The sequence below is a fragment of the Sphingobacterium sp. NPDC055431 genome, from assembly GCF_053644255.1.
This window is the reverse complement of record NZ_JBSHLH010000005.1, coordinates 13,745-32,131: the sequence shown is the minus strand read 5'-3', so window position 1 is coordinate 32,131 and position 18,387 is coordinate 13,745. Positions and strand designations below refer to the sequence as shown.

The 18,387-nt window shown below is 40.3% G+C and carries 16 protein-coding genes; 11 read left to right on the top strand and 5 right to left on the bottom strand.

What is annotated here, in order from left to right:
• Positions 1-28 precede the first annotated feature (28 nt).
• Entirely contained in the window at positions 29-451 is a 423-nt protein-coding gene (gene aroQ, locus ACWIB3_RS06815; protein WP_185217573.1) for a type II 3-dehydroquinate dehydratase, read from the top strand.
• Between the two features lie 70 nt (positions 452-521).
• Here aroQ and ACWIB3_RS06810 read toward each other — a convergent pair whose 3' ends face one another.
• Both ACWIB3_RS06810 and lgt read right to left on the bottom strand, forming a co-directional pair.
• A complete protein-coding gene (locus ACWIB3_RS06810) occupies positions 522-1,727 on the bottom strand; it encodes a multidrug effflux MFS transporter (RefSeq protein WP_185217572.1) in 1,206 nt (401 codons plus the stop codon).
• Between the two features lie 47 nt (positions 1,728-1,774).
• Positions 1,775-2,602, bottom strand: coding sequence for a prolipoprotein diacylglyceryl transferase (gene lgt, locus ACWIB3_RS06805; protein ID WP_185214168.1), 828 nt, complete (start codon positions 2,600-2,602; stop codon positions 1,775-1,777).
• Between the two features lie 93 nt (positions 2,603-2,695).
• On the opposite strand from lgt, the gene ACWIB3_RS06800 reads away from it, so the two are divergent.
• The 3 genes from ACWIB3_RS06800 (at position 2,696) to ACWIB3_RS06790 (ending at position 5,983) form a co-directional block, all read left to right on the top strand.
• Complete coding sequence (locus ACWIB3_RS06800; RefSeq protein WP_185214169.1) at positions 2,696-3,811, top strand: M42 family metallopeptidase; 1,116 nt, start codon at positions 2,696-2,698, stop codon at positions 3,809-3,811.
• Positions 3,812-3,835: 24 nt separating this feature from the next.
• Positions 3,836-4,153 (top strand): DUF3467 domain-containing protein, encoded by a 318-nt coding sequence (locus ACWIB3_RS06795; RefSeq protein ID WP_185214170.1) that lies wholly within the window; start codon positions 3,836-3,838, stop codon positions 4,151-4,153.
• Positions 4,154-4,471: 318 nt separating this feature from the next.
• Positions 4,472-5,983 carry a carbon-nitrogen hydrolase family protein gene (locus ACWIB3_RS06790; RefSeq protein ID WP_185214171.1) on the top strand — a complete coding sequence of 504 codons (1,512 nt, stop codon included), beginning with the start codon at positions 4,472-4,474 and terminating at the stop codon, positions 5,981-5,983.
• Positions 5,984-6,053: 70 nt separating this feature from the next.
• Here the strand turns inward: ACWIB3_RS06790 and ACWIB3_RS06785 are convergent, their stop codons facing one another.
• Positions 6,054-6,785: a 3-keto-disaccharide hydrolase gene (locus ACWIB3_RS06785; protein ID WP_185214172.1), complete on the bottom strand. Its 732-nt coding sequence runs from the start codon at positions 6,783-6,785 to the stop codon at positions 6,054-6,056.
• Positions 6,786-6,862: 77 nt separating this feature from the next.
• On the opposite strand from ACWIB3_RS06785, the gene folB reads away from it, so the two are divergent.
• From folB to ACWIB3_RS06755, 6 genes are all read left to right on the top strand, one after another.
• On the top strand, positions 6,863-7,231 hold the full coding sequence (folB, locus tag ACWIB3_RS06780) for a dihydroneopterin aldolase (RefSeq protein ID WP_185214173.1): 369 nt from the start codon (positions 6,863-6,865) through the stop codon (positions 7,229-7,231).
• Positions 7,232-7,402: 171 nt separating this feature from the next.
• The gene (locus ACWIB3_RS06775; RefSeq protein WP_185214174.1) at positions 7,403-7,846 is read left to right on the top strand and encodes an Hsp20/alpha crystallin family protein; all 444 of its coding nucleotides are present in this window, start codon (positions 7,403-7,405) and stop codon (positions 7,844-7,846) included.
• A 143-nt stretch (positions 7,847-7,989) separates the two neighbouring features.
• Positions 7,990-8,619, top strand: a complete 630-nt coding sequence (locus tag ACWIB3_RS06770; protein WP_185214175.1) for a TetR/AcrR family transcriptional regulator — start codon at positions 7,990-7,992, stop codon at positions 8,617-8,619.
• A gap of 33 nt (positions 8,620-8,652) precedes the next feature.
• Positions 8,653-10,014, top strand: a complete 1,362-nt coding sequence (locus ACWIB3_RS06765) for a TolC family protein (protein ID WP_454291236.1) — start codon at positions 8,653-8,655, stop codon at positions 10,012-10,014.
• A 5-nt stretch (positions 10,015-10,019) separates the two neighbouring features.
• Complete coding sequence (locus ACWIB3_RS06760; protein ID WP_454291235.1) at positions 10,020-11,075, top strand: efflux RND transporter periplasmic adaptor subunit; 1,056 nt, start codon at positions 10,020-10,022, stop codon at positions 11,073-11,075.
• 18 nt (positions 11,076-11,093) lie between these two features.
• Positions 11,094-14,165: an efflux RND transporter permease subunit gene (locus ACWIB3_RS06755; protein ID WP_454291234.1), complete on the top strand. Its 3,072-nt coding sequence runs from the start codon at positions 11,094-11,096 to the stop codon at positions 14,163-14,165.
• A gap of 59 nt (positions 14,166-14,224) precedes the next feature.
• On the opposite strand, the gene ACWIB3_RS06750 is transcribed toward ACWIB3_RS06755, so the two are convergent.
• Positions 14,225-14,863 carry an HdeD family acid-resistance protein gene (locus ACWIB3_RS06750; protein WP_185214179.1) on the bottom strand — a complete coding sequence of 213 codons (639 nt, stop codon included), beginning with the start codon at positions 14,861-14,863 and terminating at the stop codon, positions 14,225-14,227.
• A gap of 197 nt (positions 14,864-15,060) precedes the next feature.
• Here ACWIB3_RS06750 and ACWIB3_RS06745 point away from each other — a divergent pair, with 197 nt between their 5' ends.
• The gene (locus ACWIB3_RS06745) at positions 15,061-15,561 is read left to right on the top strand and encodes a PepSY-like domain-containing protein (protein ID WP_185214180.1); all 501 of its coding nucleotides are present in this window, start codon (positions 15,061-15,063) and stop codon (positions 15,559-15,561) included.
• A 67-nt stretch (positions 15,562-15,628) separates the two neighbouring features.
• Here ACWIB3_RS06745 and ACWIB3_RS06740 read toward each other — a convergent pair whose 3' ends face one another.
• On the bottom strand, positions 15,629-18,244 hold the full coding sequence (locus tag ACWIB3_RS06740) for a valine--tRNA ligase (RefSeq protein ID WP_454291233.1): 2,616 nt from the start codon (positions 18,242-18,244) through the stop codon (positions 15,629-15,631).
• Positions 18,245-18,387: the final 143 nt, after the last annotated feature.

Genomic DNA, 18,387 nt, shown 5'->3' with positions numbered 1-18,387 from the left:
TAGTATCTTTATCGAATAAACGCAAATAATGAAGAAGATATTAATCCTAAATGGGCCTAATTTGAATCTACTTGGTGTTCGAGAGAAGGGGATCTATGGAGACCAATCCTTTGAAACCTATTTTGAACAACTGAAAGATAAATATGCGGTTTTGGACCTGCATTATTTTCAGAGTAATTCTGAGGGAGCAATTATCGATAAACTCCATGAAGTTGGCTTTTCATTTGATGGGGTAATATTGAATGCCGGTGCTTATACCCATACTTCAGTAGCCATAGCAGATGCAATCGCTGCGATCAATACGCCTGTTGTGGAGGTTCATATCTCCAATGTTCACCAACGTGAGGAATTCAGACATCATTCTTACCTGTCCAAAAATTGCAAAGGTGTAATATTAGGCTTCGGATTGGATAGTTATCGATTGGGATTAGAAAGCTTTTTGAACGGATAAGTTCATGAACATAAAACAAATAGCGGGGAACCATAAGTTCCCCGCTATTTGTTTTATGTTATTTTTTTGATTAAGATTCTGTTGTTGGAACCCTTTTTTTGACGATAAGGTGTAGTATCAGGGACAAAATTCCTCCAGAGCACATCACCATTAGCATCGGCCATGCCGTTCCATTATGGAAGAAGCTGACCAAGGCTGAAGCAAAGGCTCCAATGGCCATCTGGATACAGCCTAATAGGGCAGATGCACTGCCGGCTAGGCTTTTGAAAGGTGTCAAAGCTACGGCTGAGGTATTCGGGAAAATAAAACCATGACCGAAAAGGAAGCAAAAAATTAGGATCAATAATACCGGAAAACTCAGGCTATTGGTCATTAATGCTATAATCATCAGTATTCCTATGAAGGCCTGCCAAGTATTCGCCATCCGGCTGATGTATTCGCTGCTATGTTTTTTTAGAAAGTAACGGTTCAATTGGGTTGCAATGACCATCGCAGATGCTATAAAGGCAAAGGCTATTCCGTATTCTGCTTTTGTTAGCCCAAAGAATTGCTGCATCACAAAGGAGGAACCCGCTAAATAGGCATAAGTTCCGGCCGAAGCAATAGAGCCGATCAGACAATAGGAAATAAAGACCTTATTGGAAAGGACCTGCCAGAAGTTCCCCAAGATAGATTTTGGCGCTAAGGACAAACTTCGGTTTCCAGCAAAGCTTTCAGGCAACAAGAAAGCCGTAGCAACCAAAATAAATAAGGATAGCACAGCCAAGAATAAAAAGATATAGTGCCAATCAAAATGGGCCAGCATAAAGGCGCCGATGCTCGGGGCAAGGATAGGCGAGACCCCAATGACCAACATCAATAAACTGAAGACCTTGGCCGCCTCACGATTGCTGTAATAATCGGTTACCATAGCTCTTGCGCCAACCATGCCACCACAGCTTCCCAAAGCCTGTAGGAATCGAAGGATAATGAGATGATTGATGTCCTTGGTCAAGATACACAGAAGGGAAGCAAAGAAATATATAGCTAACCCGACCAATAGCGGCTTTTTGCGGCCATATTTGTCCAATAACGGTCCGTAGATCATCTGACCGAAGGCAATGCCGATAAAATAACTGGTAAGCGTCAGTTGAACTTTATCCACGGAAGTATTGAAGTCTTCAGCTATGACATCAAAAGCAGGTAAATAAAGATCAATGGAGAAAGGTCCGATTGCAGATAGTAAACCTAAAATTAGCAGCGTGACTTTTCTGTTGTTTTTTAGAGCAGATGACATTCAATAAGGATAAAAAAAGCCCTGTTCTAATACAGGGCTATATGTTGTTAAGCTTTTTTAGTTTCTTTAGGCTTTCTGACCAACAGAAAGATTCCCAGTAAGATGAATGGAATACTTAAGATCTGTCCCATGTTCAATAACATTCCAGCTTCAAAAGCTACTTGATCGATTTTTACATATTCAATTACGAAACGTGCTCCAAAAAGAAGGATCAAGAATATTCCAAATAATTTCCCTGGTTTTGGGTCTTTGTTTTTCTGGTACATCGCCCAAAGGATAAAAAAGATAATGACGTATGCAATGGCTTCATACATTTGTGCAGGGTGACGAGGGATCTGGTCAATGTGGGTAAATGCGACCGCCCATGGAAGGTCTGTAGGATTCCCGATCATTTCTGAATTGAAGAAGTTCCCTAGACGAATAAAAGCTCCTGCAATAGGCACTACAAGGACCAAACGGTCTGTAATCCACATGAAATTAGTTTTTGTATTTCTTGAAAACAACCATAAGGCTATCAATATACCAATGGCGCCACCATGGCTCGCCAATCCGGTAAAACCAGTTAATTCCCAACTTCCATTGATTTTCTGAAAGGGGATGAATATTTCCAGGAAATGTTCTTTGTAGTATGCCCAGTCGTAGAAGAAACAGTGACCAAGTCGAGCACCAACTAAAGTTCCAACAAAGATATAAATGGTTAATTTATCCAATAACTCTTGCGATTTTCCTTCTCTCTTAAAGATCTTGAGCATCAAGAAGTAAGATACTACAAAGGCTAACAACCAACATAGCGAATACCAGCGTACGCCAAATGATCCAATTTTAAAGATTTCTGGTTCAGGTCCCCAGGTAATAAAACTTAAAATATCTAACATATTGCAATAATGTGTCCGGTAAAGATAAGCTTTCGGATTTTATTTTTGCGAAAATTAAGGAAATACTTATTTTGCGAGAATTAATACTTCACTATGGCGAAAAAATCAGCAAAAGTAGAAGAAAGAGCATCGGTAGTGACGGATGCTTCCTTGTCTTTTTTTGAAAAATATATCAATAATCCTTCTCCAACAGGTTTTGAATGGGGAGGACAGCGAATGTGGTTGGACTATATCAAGCCCTATGTCGATGAGACCTATATTGATAACTACGGAACTGCGGTTGGGATCATAAATCCGAAAGCAGAATACAAGGTGGTAATTGAGGCTCATGCGGATGAGATCTCTTGGTTTGTGAACTATATCTCTAAAGACGGTTTGATCTATGTCATCCGTAATGGCGGTTCTGACCATCAGATCGCTCCGTCAAAACGTGTCAATATCCATACGGACAAGGGTATTGTGAAAGCGGTTTTTGGCTGGCCAGCCATCCATACCCGTTCTGGTGAAAAAGAAGAGAGCCCGAACCTGAAGAATATTTTCTTGGACTGTGGCTGTACTTCCAAAGAGGAGGTCGAAGAACTGGGCATCCACGTTGGCTGTGTGATCACCTATGAGGATGAGTTCATGATCTTGAACAACCGCTATTATGTAGGTAGGGCACTGGATAACAGAGCTGGTGGGTTTATGATTGCCGAGGTTGCCAGATTGTTGAAGGAAAACAAGAAAAAACTTCCTTTTGGATTATATGTAGTCAATTCGGTTCAGGAAGAGATTGGTCTTCGCGGAGCAGAAATGATTGCCAATTATATCAAGCCAAATGTGGCGATCGTCACGGATGTTACCCATGATACCAATACACCGATGATCAATAAGATCACCCAAGGCGATCTGGCCTGTGGGAAAGGACCTGTGGTTTCTTATGCCCCTGCAGTTCAGATTAACTTGAACAGACAGTTGATCGAGGTGGCCCAAAAGAATAATATTCCAATTCAAAGACAGGCGTCATCACGATTTACGGGAACCGATACCGATGCATTTGCATATTCAAATGGAGGTGTTCCATCTGCGTTGATTTCCTTACCTTTGCGTTATATGCACACAACTGTTGAAATGGTTCACAGAGAAGATGTGGATAATGTGATCCGATTGATCTACGAAATGGTCCTCACCATCCAAAAAGATCAGGATTTCAGAACATTTAGTAAATAAAATAAATTAGAGAAGAGAACAGACATGGAAAACCCTAATCCAAATCCGGAAGGACAAGAATTAAGCATAGAACTAACCGAAGAGATTGCAGAAGGAGTGTATTCAAATCTTGCAATTATCACCCATTCTAATACAGAGTTTGTGGTGGATTTTGTTAGGATTATGCCTGGTGTGCCTAAGGCTAAAGTTAAGTCTAGGGTTATTTTGACACCTGAACATGCAAAACAATTAATGAAAGCTTTGCAGGAGAACATCAGCCGTTTTGAAGGGCAGAATGGAACAATCCAGCCAAAGGATATGCCATATCCCCTTAACTTCGGAACTCCAAAAGGCGAAGCTTAAATTTATTTCATAAAGCTTTAAAATAGCTGCCATTGGCAGCTATTTTTGTTTGATGTTTCCTGAGAAGGTATAAAATCATGAAATGATTCCGGCCTGTTAAAATCAGTTTCTTGAAAATATTGCTGAATGTTTTGTTTTTTAATGTATTTTACTGAAATAAAAACCTGTTTTTAATCCTACACGGTTTCGCGGAAATGGAGATTGCTCTTAAATAGCTAAGATGTTCATTACGAATGGATAGTGATTTTCAGTTAAAATTTGGAATGGGTTTTGTTTTATGGATAACTTTGCCGCTTCTGGCAATTCAATCATATTAAAATGGATATTAAAGTTAGAAACCTTAGTAAAAAAGATTATAAGGATTTAAAGAATTCTATGGAAGAAGCTTACCATGGTTTGGTAGGGGATCCATGGACCAAAGAGAATATTGTTGACCTTATCGATATTTTTCCTGAAGGACAGATCGCTGTTGAGGTGGATGGGAAAGTTGTGGCATGTGCATTATCCATTATCCTGAATTCACGCAAGACCAATATTTACGATAAATATTACAGCATCATTGATGATGGTAAGTTTGATAAACACGATACAGATGGGGATACCCTATACGGTATCGAGGTATTTGTGCATCCGGATTTCCGCTCCTTGCGATTAGGAAGAAGGTTGTATGATCAGCGAAAAGAGTTATGTGAGCAGAGGAACCTACAAAGGATCATCGCCGGTGGACGTATTCCGAATTACCATAACTATTCGGACAGTATGACCCCAAGGACCTACATTGAAAAGGTGAAAAGAAAAGAGATCTATGATCCTACTCTGACCTTCCAGCTTTCCAATGATTTCCACGTTAAGAAGATCTTAAAGAATTACCTTCCTGAAGATGCGGAATCGATGGAGGTAGCGACCTTATTGGAGTGGAACAATATTTATTATGAACCGGACGCTCCTTCGAACTCGGCAACCAAGCAAACCATCCGTTTGGGCTTGGTGCAATGGCAGATGCGCCAGTTTAAGGATATTCAGGAATTTTATGATCAGATTGAATTCTTCGTGGATACGGTGAGTGACTACAATACCGACTTCATCATGTTCCCTGAGTTTTTCAATACACCATTGATGAGCCCTTATAATGAGCTTCCAGAGCGTCTGGCCATGGAGAAGTTAGCGGAACATACCAAGGAGATCGTTGAGCGAATCCAGCAGTTTGCCGTTTCTTATAACGTGAATATTATTTCCGGATCTATGCCAATCATGGAGCGTGGTAAGTTGTATAACATCAGTTACCTGTGTCATCGTAACGGTAGTTTGGACCATTATAAGAAAATACATATTACACCGAATGAAATGAAGTATTATGGCTTAGTGGGCGGTTCGGAAGTGAAGGTGTTTGATACCGATTGCGGTAAAGTGGGGCTTTTGATCTGTTATGATGTTGAATTCCCGGAATTGAGCAGGATCTTGGCGGATCAAGGAATGCAGATCTTGTTTGTGCCTTTTATGACTGATACACAGAATGGTTATATCCGTGTCCGTGCATGTGCACAAGCTAGGGCTATCGAAAATGAATGTTATGTAGCGATCGCAGGGTCGGTAGGTAACTTGCCTCGTGTAAACAACATGGATATTCAGTATTCACAATCTGCGGTATTCACTCCATCAGATTTTGCCTTTCCAAACAATGCAATCAAGGCAGAAGCCACGCCAAATACCGAAATGGTCCTGATCGCTGACGTTGATCTTTACGCTCTGCGTGATCTGCATGAGTATGGAACTGTCAAGATCTTGAAGGATAGAAGAAAAGACTTATATGAAGTGAAGCTTCTGAAGTAGGCTATCACCTTTTAAATAGCAAAGGGGCAATTTTTTGATTGCCCCTTTGCTATTTAATATTCTTAATTTCTTATAGTTCCCTGATCCAAATGTTTCGGAAAGAAACTAGATCACCATGATCTTGTAATGCTATCGGACCCGCGCCATGGACCTGCATTTTAGGTAATCCAATGTATTCTGTTGTACCTTGGATTTCGGTGTTGTTCTGAACAACTACGCCATTATGTAGCACAGTAACCATTCCTCTTTTGATCAAATGACCGTCCTTGTTGAATTTAGGAGCTGAATAGATCACATCATAGGTATGCCACCCACTTTCAGGTTTTCTCACTTCTGCAAGAGGAGGGCTTTGTTTGTATATACTTCCCGCTTGTCCGTTGGTGTACGTTTTGTTGTTGTCGTTATCCAATACCTGAAGTTCATATTTTCCTTGTAGGAATATGCCGGAGTTTCCACGTCCTTGACCTTCACCTTTGATGGTTTCAGGGCTTTTCCACTCGATATGTAATTGGAAATCTTCAAAGGTCTTTTTGGTATGGATACCACCAGTACCTGGCTTAACCGTTAGTACGCCATCTTTGATGGTCCATTGCGGAGCACTTTCATCTTTGTCGCTTACCCATTCCGATAGATTCTTTCCATCGAACAAGACAATGGCATCCGAAGGGGCTGCATTAGCTTTGGTATTAACGACGCGAGGAACTGGTTCATAAAATTCAGTGTCTTCAGGTTTAAACTTTGTTTGTGCGCTTGCATAGGATACTCCAGCAAGCAATGCTATTAATAAAGAATGTTTTAACATCGGTTTAAGTATTTTGTTATGGTTAATATAAGAAAAAACATTATTTTTAATAAGCAAAATCAAAAACTTTATTCATAATGGCCCAGATTACCCAAAAAATTGCACTAGAAGATGTTCGTTTTTATTCACCGATTGGTTACTATGAAGAAGAGCAGGTTTTAGGGAATGAGTTTATGGTTAGTGTTTCAGTAAGTTTCCCCTTCAAAAATCCAGACGCTGAAGAAATTGAAAATACAGTAAATTACGAAGAGCTTTATGCTATCTTGGTAGAGGTGATGAGCCCTCGCAGAAAGTTACTGGAGTCTGCAGCAGAAGATATCCTAAACAGAATTGTTGAAGAATATTCGCATATCCAACAGATCGAGATATCCATTCGAAAGATTAATCCTCCATTTGGAGGTGATGTTGCTAATTCTGTAGTATCTCTTTATTACACAAAGGATTAACTGTCTAAAAATCATGTTGTATTTTTCTTAACCGGTCATTTTGGCTGTGTTTTTTGCTTGATACAGGACAAATTGTCTTGTAAATAAGTTTGTATGCCCTTGGTACGTTAGTTGATTATAGGATGTTATAAAACAGAAATTAAAGAACTAAAAAATAAGGAGGAATTAAACATGGCATTAATAAAATTACCAGGAAAATCTTACAACACAGATGCAGTGAATCCATTTGTAAACAATGTATTTGACAATTTATTCAATGATTCATTTTTAACAGACCGCTTGGTAACACGCGTACCTGCAGTCAACATTACGGAATCCGCAGAAGCTTTCCATATTGAAGTTGCTGCACCAGGTTTGCAGAAATCAGATTTCAAGATCAATGTGGATAAGAATGTAATCAATATCTCTGTTGAAAAACAAGAAGAAAAAGTAGAAGAGGGTAAAGTATATAGCAAAAAAGAATTTAGCTACACTTCGTTCTCCAGATCTTTCACACTACCTGAAGTAGTTGATTATTCTAATATCGATGCTGCCTATGAAAATGGAGTATTGAATATTAAGATCGGTAAAAAAGAAGAAGCAATCGTAGCAAAGAGACTAATTGAAGTGAAGTAAGTTTAATTGTGGTTAGTTGAATGAGGAGCTGTCCGTTTGGACAGCTCCTTTTTTATTGGATTGTCATACAAATGTCTTTTTAGAAAAATTAAACAAAACTACTTAACACTGTTAAGTAGTTTTGTTTTTGAAAACAATATCAAGTGGAAAAGAAAATAAAACAAAAAGAAGACCTACGTACCGTGATTTTAGAAGCAGCAAAAAAGCTGTTTGTCCAGGAAGGGTATGAGGCGACTTCAATAAGAAAGATCGCAAAGGAAATTGGATTCAGTCCTACAACGATCTATCTATACTATAAGGATAAGAATGATATCGTTTATGCCTTACATCAAGTAGGGTTCGGGATGCTGAAGGATCAGTTCCTTCCATTGATGACAGTGGAAGATCCCTTTGAACGTTTAAAAGCAGTCGGACGGATATACATTCATTTTGCTTTTACACACCCTGAATACTACCAGGTTATGTTTATGATGAAGGAGCCATTGTCTTTCTTGAATTCGCAGATAGAGGATAGTTCTTGGGTTGAGGGTGAATTGGTGATCGAATTATTAAAGAAGACCATTGTTGATTGTCAACAGGTGGGTTATTTCAAAGGTATGGATCCTGTATTTGTGACCATTCAAGCTTGGAGTTCTGTGCATGGATTGGTTTCATTACATATCACAAAGCATTTAGATTGTTTACATGAGTTGTTTGGAAAAACAGGTGATCTGGAAGACCATGTTTATTCTTCCTACCTCATCCTGGTTGGATTGATCCAAGCAACAAAATAGTTTTTTTTGAATATATAGTTAACACTGTTAATAATGAGCTTATACAAATCACTAACTAAGCTGATAATCCTTTTTACCGGAATAAGTGGAATCAGTTACGCGCAAGACCATCAATTAGAACAGTATGTACAACAGGGCCTGGATAGCAATTTGGTGTTGATCCAGAAAGACCTATCCATGAAAAAGGCAATGAATGGACTAGAGGTGGCAAGGAGCATGTACCTTCCTAACATCACTTTCGACTTGACCTATTCTCATGCAGATGGCGGCCGATCCATCGACCTTCCAATTGGCGATATGTTGAATCCAGTCTACACTACGTTGAATCAATTGACTCAAAGCAGCAATTTCCCCCAGATTGAGAATGAACAGATAACCTTCCTTCCAAAGAACTATTACGATGCCAAGGTGAGGACATCCGTGCCAATCATCAATACTGATATCAAACACAATAAGGTCGTCCGTGAAAAAATGGTCGAGCTGAGCAAGACCGAAACAGAAACCTACAAAAGGGAATTAGTTAAGGATATTAAAATAGCCTATTTCAATTATTTAAGTGCGGTCCAAGCCAAAGAGATTTATTTGAACGCTTTGACTTTAGCCAAAGAGGGCAGGCGGGTGAACGAAAAATTACTGGAAGCAGGAAAAGGACTGCCAGCATACGTGATCAGGTCAGATGCCGAAATCGCGCAACAGGAATCAAAAATCGCAGAAGCAGAACAGCAGATCAAGAATGCCAAGTATTATTTCAATTCACTATTGAACCGAGATGCGAATGCAGAAATCTATTTTGATCCTGCACAAAGCAGGACCAATGAACTCCATGCAACCGAACTATCGGTAAATATCGATGGCCGTGAAGAATTGAAGTCGCTTGAAGGCAATATTTCCATCCAAGAGTCTTTGGTAGAGATGAGCAAGCAAGCCTTTGTTCCAAAGCTCAGTGCCTTTTTGGATTTAGGATCACAGGCTGAGGGTTTGCGCGTAAGCCGTCAATCGCAATATTTCATGGTGGGTGCTCAATTGAGTTTCCCCATATTTCAGGGAAACAGAAACCGACTGAAGATCCAGGAAAACCAGATTGCTGTCGCCGAAGCTCAAAACAAAATGGATCAAGCCAAACAGCAATTGGAACTTTCCGCTGAGGTAGCTAAAAATGAATTGATAGCTATGCAAAAGAACTACGAAAGTTCAAAAATCCAGATGGAAGCAGCTTCAACCTATCAGCGGTTGATATTAAGAGGCTTCAATGAAGGTGTCAACACCTATATCGAAACCATCGACGCCAGGTCACAGTACACCAATTCGCAAATGGCTAATAATATTGCAGCCTTCAAATTATTGTCTGCCATAGCAAAATTAGAACGAGAAAACGCATCATATCAACTAAAATAAGACCCATGAAATTAGCATATACAACCCTATTGTTTGCGGGAATAGCAATCTCCATTTCTAGCTGTAAACAAGCCGAACGAAAATCTGAATTATCCGTACAGGATACCATTCCCGTTAAATTGATGCCTATCAATATTGGAGCAGGAGATTCTGGAATAGAGGCAACAGGCGTCTTTACCACAGATGATGAAACTGTATTAAGCTTTAAGAATGGCGGTGTAATTTCTAAGATCACGGTCAAAGAAGGCGATGCGGTCCGCAGGGGGCAGCTTTTAGCTTCTGTACTGAGTTCTGAGGTAGATGCAAAAGCTGGACAAGCTAAACTTGCTGTAGAAAAGGCCAGAAGGGATTTCGAGCGTGCAAGTAAGCTGTACCGGGACAGTGTAGCCACGCTGGAGCAAATGCAGAATGCAAAAACAGCGCTTGATGTTGCCCAGCAAGATCTGAAGTCTGTAAGTTTCAATCAACAATATTCCAATATATATTCTCCGGTTTCTGGATTTGTGCTCGCGAAAATGGCCAATGAAGGTCAAGTTGTCGGTCCTGGAACACCGATCCTGCAAGTCAATGGTGCAAGCAATGCCAATTGGAAGCTGAAGGTTGGTGTTGGAGACCAGCAATGGAGCCAGATCAAGGTTGGTGACCCGGCCAAGATCAGCACAGATGCTATGCCTACCGATACTTTGGATGCAGTGGTTTCTAAGAAATCAGAAGGATTGGATCCGCAGACCGGTACATTTACCATCTTTTTGGAACTAAAGGAAAAACCTAGCTATAAACTGGCTACAGGGATTTTTGGAAAATCCATTATCATGAATTCTGGAATGAAAGCAGGCAACCAATGGCGCATCCCATTCTCCGCCTTGCTGGACGGAAATGGGCGTGAAGGCTATGTTTTCATCACAGAAGATGGCAAAACGGCCAAAAAGCAAAAGATCAAGGTCGCCAAAATTGAAAATGATGATGTACTAGTTGCAGCTGGTCTTGAGCAAGCGCAATCCATCATTGTTTCCGGAAGCCCGTATTTGGTCGATGGATCAGCAATTGTTGTTAAAAAATAATACCTAACACCCGAAATCATGAGCTTAATTAAATACCCAATTAAGAACTACCAATTTACCATGATCATGGTATTGATGATTCTGGTGGTTGCTATTACATCCATGTTGACCATGCCAAGGGCAGAAGATCCTGATATGAAGGGGGTCACTTTCCCAGTTTTGGTGGTGCATCCTGGAACCAGCCCAAAGGATATGGAACAATTGGTGGTGAAACCATTGGAAGCCAGGTTCTATGCCTTGGACCATATCAAAACCATTAAAACCACCATCAATAACAGCGTAGCATTTTTCTTGGTGGAATTCGATTATGGAGAAGATTACGATGATAAATACCAAGAATTAGTACGTGAATTGAATGCTGCCAACTCGGAGCTACCCGATAATATATACAGCATGGAGGTCCTCAAGATCGACCCAACCAATGTCAGTGTTATCCAAGCGGCTCTGATCTCTGAGAATGCTTCAGCAAGCAGCATGAAGAAATATAGCGACAAACTGAAGGAGGAGCTTGAAAAAGTGAAAGCTTTAAAATCAGTTGAAATTTCAGGTCTTCCTGACCAACAGGTCCGTATCGACCTGAACCAGGCCAAGCTTGCAGAATTAAATATCCCGATGAGCAGGATTATCCAAGCGGTCCAAAGTGAAAATCAAAACATCCCTGCTGGAAGTATCAATGCCGGGAGCCAGTCTTTTAGCGTCAAGAGTTCAGGAAATTATCAGAGCATCAGCGATATACAGCATACCATCATTTCGAGTGCCCAAGGGCGAAATATTTTATTGAAGGATGTGGCGGATGTCTATCCTACATTTGGTATAAGTAACCATATGACCCGTTTGAATGGTTATAAATGCATCCTTATCAATGCTGCCCAGAAGGAAGGGATGAATATTTCCGATACGCAAGAAGAGTATAAAAAGATCTTGGAAGAATTTAAGGCAGGATTGCCAGACAATATAGACTTGGTGCTCAATTTTGATCAGGCAGAAAATGTAAACAATCGCCTTGGAGGGTTGGCCATTGATTTTGGAATAGCTATTTTCTTGGTACTCTTTACCTTATTGCCTTTGGGAACCCGGGCATCCCTGGTGGTTATGATCGCCATCCCCTTATCCCTTGGAATTGGACTTATCGCAATGAATTCCTTTGGTTATTCATTGAATCAGTTAAGTATAGTTGGCTTTGTGGTGGCATTGGGCTTAGTGGTTGATGATAGTATCGTTGTTGTGGAAAATATCGAACGCTGGATGCGTGAAGGATATAGCAAGATGGAAGCCGCTATAAAAGGAACAGAACAGATAGCATTAGCGGTATTGGGCTGTACGGTCACCTTGGTGATTGCCTTTATGCCGCTGGTATTTATGCCTGAGATGGCGGGTGAATTCATCCGCAGTATGCCTATTGCGGTTATTTCTTCCGTGATTGGATCCATGTTTATTGCCATATTGGTTGTTCCTTTTCTTTCCAGTAAGATCCTGAAGCCGCATGAAGAAGAAGGTGGAAATGCCATCCTTCGAGGCATGCAGAAAATTATCCATAAATCATATGGCGTTTTCTTGGACAAAGCCTTAAAGCATCCTGGTCGCACCGCCATTATTGCCTTGGCTATTTTCTTGGGCTCATTGGCCCTGATACCTATCGTAGGTTTCAGTTTATTCCCAGCTTCGGAGAAACCGCAGTTCATGGTCCACATCAAGACCGCCTTGCAATCGAATATACAGACAACCGATAGCATCACAAAAGCCATTGAGCATGATCTAAAACAGATTCCTGAAGTAAAGTATTATACCTCAAACATCGGAAAAGGAAACCCCAGGGTCTATTATAATATGCAACAGGCTCGGGAAGACGTTTCTTATGCGGATATCTTTGTACAGCTTCACGGTGACGTGAATTCAAAGGAAAAGGTCGCCTTAATTGAAGAATTGAGAGCCAAATGGACGCCCTATCTTGGTGCAAAAGTAGAAGTGCGAGATTTCGAACAGGGCGTTCCGATCATTTCACCAGTAGAAGTCAGGGTATTTGGCGAGAACCTCGATACCCTTCAGGCCTTATCCTATAAAGTAGAGGAGCTGTTGAAAAATACAGAAGGTTCGGAGTATGTCAATAACCCTATAAAAAACAATAAAACGGACATTAAGGTCAACATCAATCGCGAGAAAGCCATGGCCCTTGGTGTGCCGACCTCATCTATTGACCAAACTATCCGAGTAGCCTTGTCTGGATATAGCGTAGGTACCTATTCTGACCCGAATTCCGATGATAATGACTATGATATCATGGTCAGTGTCCCGCGAGATGGCGAAGCAACCATAGAAACCTTAGAAGGTATCTTTATCGACAATGTTGCAGGTACTTCCATTCCATTGACCCAATTGGCTACACTCGAGTTTGAAGAGTCGCCTTCCAATATCTATCACCAGAATAAGATCAGGACCGTTGCGGTCAATTCCTTTGTGAAAAAGGGATATGGAAACGATGAGGTTATCAATTCGGTAATCGAGCAGATGGAAAAATTCCCTTTCCCTACCGGTTATTTCTATGAGATGGGCGGCGAGGTGGAAAGCCGTGAGATGGCATTTGGAGGTTTTGGAACCATTATTCTGATTACCATTTTTATGTTTATCGCGGTGCTGATCTTGGAATTCAAAACCTTCAAGAGTACATTGATAGTATTGTCTGTAATTCCTTTAGGTGTTGTTGGAGCTGTGCTGGCCTTGCTCGCAACTGGAAATACTCTGTCCTTTGTGGCCACCATTGGTATTGTTGCCCTTGCAGGTATTGAAGTCAAGAATACCATCCTTTTGGTGGACTTCACCAACCAGTTGAGAAGGGAAGGGATGGCGTTGAATGAAGCCATTGAAAAAGCAGGCGAGATTCGGTTCCTGCCGATCATCTTGACAACATTAACTGCCATTGGTGGATTATTGCCGATCGCTTGGTCGTCCAATCCCCTGATTTCGCCATTGGCAACGGTGATGATCGGTGGATTGATCAGTTCGACCTTATTGTCAAGGATAGTAACTCCGGTAATCTATAAATTGATTCCGCCAAAGATAGAAGTAGAAGAACAAAAAGAACAACATTCATAAAAACCGAAAGGCTGGCCAATATCTAATATAGACCAGCCTTTACTTTTGCTAATTGTAATTTAGTTATTCGATTTATATCGATGGTATTCTTCTTTCAGTTCTTCATATCTTCTTTTCCAATCCTCTGGTGTCCTTTCCGAAATGTTTTTCAGTTTTTTCAATTGAAAGGATAGGATACAGGAAGCCAATCCGGCAGAGATTATAGCCATACCTGTCCAGATGACGATGGTCAGTCCTGCAAATACAGGATTCCACAACAGGATAAAGCTGAAAATCATACCTAGTACGGAAAAAAATAAGATCCATCCCCAATTCTTGATCCCATATTGTTTTAGGTCCAAAGCAAATGAAAGGTATTGAACCGATTTAAACATCACAAAGAACCCGATTACAAAGGGTAATGTTGCCAATGATATGGCAGGATTGCTCAACAATAACAACCCGAATAAGGTGTTCAGGATCCCACCTGCTAAATACCAACCCCAGCCTTCGATTTCATTCTTGTTGTTTAAGGCGAATATGATTTCCATCACCCCAGAAAATAAAAATGAAATACTAAAAACGAACGATAGGGCCAGATAAGAAGTCAAAGGGGTGGCTAGTACGTAAAAACCTAAAATAACAAGTAGGATACCCACGATCAACGGCAGATACCATTGTTTTACGGCTGTTCTAATGGTTTTAAGAAAGTTTTCCATGATTTATGAGTTATGTAGCATGATATCTAGATTATATGTTATAACCTAATACAACTCAAATTTCATTAAGTTTTCTATAATTATAAACATTAATGACGAATGTCATTTATTAGCTAAAGTTAACCTAAAAGAAGGTTAATGAATTTTCCTTACAAACAAATATTAGTTGTAGCTGTTTATGTTTAAAAGGAGTAAACATGAAAAAACTATTGATATTAGGATCGGCCTTATTAATGTTGGCCTGCAATAACCAGAATAAACAGAACAATAACAATGCGGACAGTGCGGTTTCGGATGGTTCCACCCAAGGTCCCATTCCGGCAAATAATCCAGCGGATGTTTTGCCGCATGCTGCAAAAAAGTTTATAGAAGACCATTTCCCGAATGCAACAATCCAACATGTTGAAAATAAACAAAGCCCAGTGACGGATGGGACTGTTTTCGATGTGGACCTTTCTGATAATACGGAAATTGATTTTGATAAAGATGGCGAATGGAGAGAAATCAGTACCAAAGGGGATGTAGTTGTACCGATGGCGGTATTACCTTCTTCGGTTCAGGAATATATCAATGCCAATTATGCCGGTCAGACCATTCAATCAATCGATAAGGATATCGATGTGATGGCTGTAGAGCTGAAAAATGATACTGATCTAGTATTTGATCTCGATGGAAAATTCCTGAGAGTCGATAAATAGAAGTTTTAGTCTAATAATAAAGCCCTCGTACAAGTTGTGCGAGGGCTTCTTTTTTATTTTTCAGGTATTAACCTAAGCTCTGTAAGCTTTCTTCTAATATCTGGATCTTGGCTTCTGCATCCGCCTTTTTATTCTTCTCGTTTTCTACGATTTCAGGTTTTGCATTTTGCACAAATCTCTCATTTGATAACTTCTTGTCAACAGAGATCAAGAATCCTTTCAGGTATTCAATCTCTTTGCTGATTCTTTCCTTTTCCGCATCAACATCGATGTTGTTTTCCAGGGCAACATAACATTCGTCTTTTCCAGCAAGGAAACTTACCGCTCCACTTACTTTTTCTTTTACAAAGGATAAGTCTTCAATGTTCGCCAGCTTCTTGATGCTATCTTGGTATTGACTGTAATCAATATTCGTTGCATTGATAGCTAAAGGAAGAGCAATCTTTGGAGACAGACCTTTAGAATTTCTGATATTACGTACCTCAGAGATGATCTGTTGAACGATAGCAAATTCTTTGATGGTGTTCTCATCGAATGCCTCAACCTTAGGGAAATCAGCTACAATGATGCAGTCTTCGGTGCTGCGGGTTCCAAAAATCTCATCATGCCATAACTCTTCCGTAATGAAAGGCATAAATGGATGAGCTAACTTCAGTACCTTTTGGAATAGACCTTTAACAGTTTCGTAGGTTTCTTTTTCAATTGGCGCTTGGTATGCTGGTTTTACCAGTTCAAGGTACCATGAACAGAAATCATCCCAGATTAATTTATAGGTTGCCATTAAGGCATCTGAAAGCCTGTAATTGGCAAAATGCTCTTCAATTTCAACCAAGGATTGGTTAAAACGGGATTCAAACCATTTTGCAGACATTTTTTGCGAAGCTGTAGCCTCTTGCTCTACTACTTCCCAACCTTTAACCAAACGGAATGCATTCCAGATCTTATTGGCGAAGTTTCTTCCCTGTTCACAGTATGAAACATCAAACATCAGGTCATTTCCAGCAGGAGAGGATAGAAGCATCCCTACGCGAACTCCATCTGTTCCATATTGCTCCATCAATTCAATCGGATCAGGAGAGTTTCCTAATGATTTGGACATCTTGCGACCCAATTTATCCCTAACGATACCTGTCAGATATACATTGCGGAATGGAGGTTTCTGTGTATAGTCATGACCCATGATAATCATACGGGCAACCCAGAAAAACAAGATTTCTGGTGCTGTCACTAGATCATTTGTAGGGTAATAATATTGGAAGTCTGGGTTCTCTGGATTCCTTACACCATCAAAAACCGACATTGGCCATAGACCCGATGAAAACCATGTATCCAATACATCATCTTCCTGACGGATACCTGTTGCGGATTTTCCGGTATTTTCAAATTCTGCAATGGCTTCGGCCTCAGTTTTCGCAATTACCCACTCATTCTTCTCGTTGTACCATGCTGGAATCCGTTGTCCCCACCATAATTGACGGGAAATACACCAATCCTTCACATTTTCCATCCAATGCTTATAGGAAGCAAAGAACTTTTCAGGAATCAGCTTAATGGTGCCATCTTCCACATATTCCAATGCTGGTTTCGCAAGTTTGTCCATCTTTAAGAACCATTGCATCGATAGCTTTGGCTCAATGGCAGCGTTAGTACGTTCCGAGAAACCTACTTGCGATTTATAGTCCTCGATCTTCTCGATCTGGCCTGCTTCTTCTAGTAATGTTGCTACCTTCTTACGGGCAATAAAACGATCCTCACCAACCAAGATCTGTGCTTTCTCATTTAAAGTACCGTTATCATTCAAGATATCGATAACCTCTAAATTATGCTTTTGACCCAATTCATAGTCATTCAGATCATGGGCAGGAGTTACCTTCAGACAACCTGTACCAAATTCCATCTCCACGTATTCATCTTGGATGATCGGGATTTCACGGTTGATCAATGGAACCAATACCGTTTTGCCTTGAAGATGTTTATAGCGTTCATCCAAAGGATTGATACAGATTGCTGTATCAGCCATGATAGTCTCCGGACGTGTCGTAGCAATGATCACATATTCATCCGAATCTTTGATCTTATAGCGTACGTAGTATAACTTTTGATTGACTTCTTTGCGGATAACCTCTTCATCAGAAAGAGCGGTTTTACCTTCTGGATCCCAGTTTACCATGCGGATGCCGCGATAGATATAACCTTCTTTATAAAATTTGATGAATGTATCGATCACCGCTTCAGAAAGGTCAGGGTCCATGGTGAACTTGGTTCTTTCCCAGTCACATGAAGCTCCTAGTTTTTCCAATTGCTTCAAGATAATACCACCGTATTTTTCCTTCCATTCCCATGCGTATTTCAAGAATTCATCACGGCTGATGGAAGTTTTCTCGATGCCTTTTTCTTTTAACATAGCAACGACTTTCGCCTCGGTAGCAATGGATGCATGATCTGTTCCCGGAACCCAACATGCATTTTTGCCCTGCATACGTGCACGACGGATCAACACATCTTGAATGGTGTTGTTCAACATATGGCCCATATGTAAGACCCCAGTGACGTTTGGAGGTGGCATGACAATGGTATATGGTTCGCGCTCATCTGGTACCGAACGGAAAAATCCATTTGACATCCAGTAGGAATACCACTTCTCTTCAGCTTCTTTTGGATTGTACGTTTTTGCTATGCTCATTATATTCTTAATGTTCTAAAAGGTTACAAAAATACGCATTTAATGCCTTATTTCCCACTTGCTAACCGTAAATAAATCCGCTGTATTTACTAAATGAAAAATTAATGTTAATTAACTGTTACTATCTGTAATTAAATGTAAAT

Coding starts and splice junctions, on each gene's coding strand:
- folB (WP_185214173.1), top strand. CDS start 6,863: ATGGCCCAGATTACCCAAAAAATTGCACTAGAAGATGTTCGTTTTTAT.
- ACWIB3_RS06790 (WP_185214171.1), top strand. CDS start 4,472: ATGGATATTAAAGTTAGAAACCTTAGTAAAAAAGATTATAAGGATTTA.
- ACWIB3_RS06810 (WP_185217572.1), bottom strand. CDS start 1,727: ATGTCATCTGCTCTAAAAAACAACAGAAAAGTCACGCTGCTAATTTTA.
- ACWIB3_RS06775 (WP_185214174.1), top strand. CDS start 7,403: ATGGCATTAATAAAATTACCAGGAAAATCTTACAACACAGATGCAGTG.
- aroQ (WP_185217573.1), top strand. CDS start 29: ATGAAGAAGATATTAATCCTAAATGGGCCTAATTTGAATCTACTTGGT.
- ACWIB3_RS06795 (WP_185214170.1), top strand. CDS start 3,836: ATGGAAAACCCTAATCCAAATCCGGAAGGACAAGAATTAAGCATAGAA.
- ACWIB3_RS06750 (WP_185214179.1), bottom strand. CDS start 14,863: ATGGAAAACTTTCTTAAAACCATTAGAACAGCCGTAAAACAATGGTAT.
- ACWIB3_RS06745 (WP_185214180.1), top strand. CDS start 15,061: ATGAAAAAACTATTGATATTAGGATCGGCCTTATTAATGTTGGCCTGC.
- ACWIB3_RS06740 (WP_454291233.1), bottom strand. CDS start 18,244: ATGAGCATAGCAAAAACGTACAATCCAAAAGAAGCTGAAGAGAAGTGG.
- ACWIB3_RS06765 (WP_454291236.1), top strand. CDS start 8,653: ATGAGCTTATACAAATCACTAACTAAGCTGATAATCCTTTTTACCGGA.
- ACWIB3_RS06785 (WP_185214172.1), bottom strand. CDS start 6,785: ATGTTAAAACATTCTTTATTAATAGCATTGCTTGCTGGAGTATCCTAT.
- lgt (WP_185214168.1), bottom strand. CDS start 2,602: ATGTTAGATATTTTAAGTTTTATTACCTGGGGACCTGAACCAGAAATC.
- ACWIB3_RS06800 (WP_185214169.1), top strand. CDS start 2,696: ATGGCGAAAAAATCAGCAAAAGTAGAAGAAAGAGCATCGGTAGTGACG.
- ACWIB3_RS06755 (WP_454291234.1), top strand. CDS start 11,094: ATGAGCTTAATTAAATACCCAATTAAGAACTACCAATTTACCATGATC.
- ACWIB3_RS06760 (WP_454291235.1), top strand. CDS start 10,020: ATGAAATTAGCATATACAACCCTATTGTTTGCGGGAATAGCAATCTCC.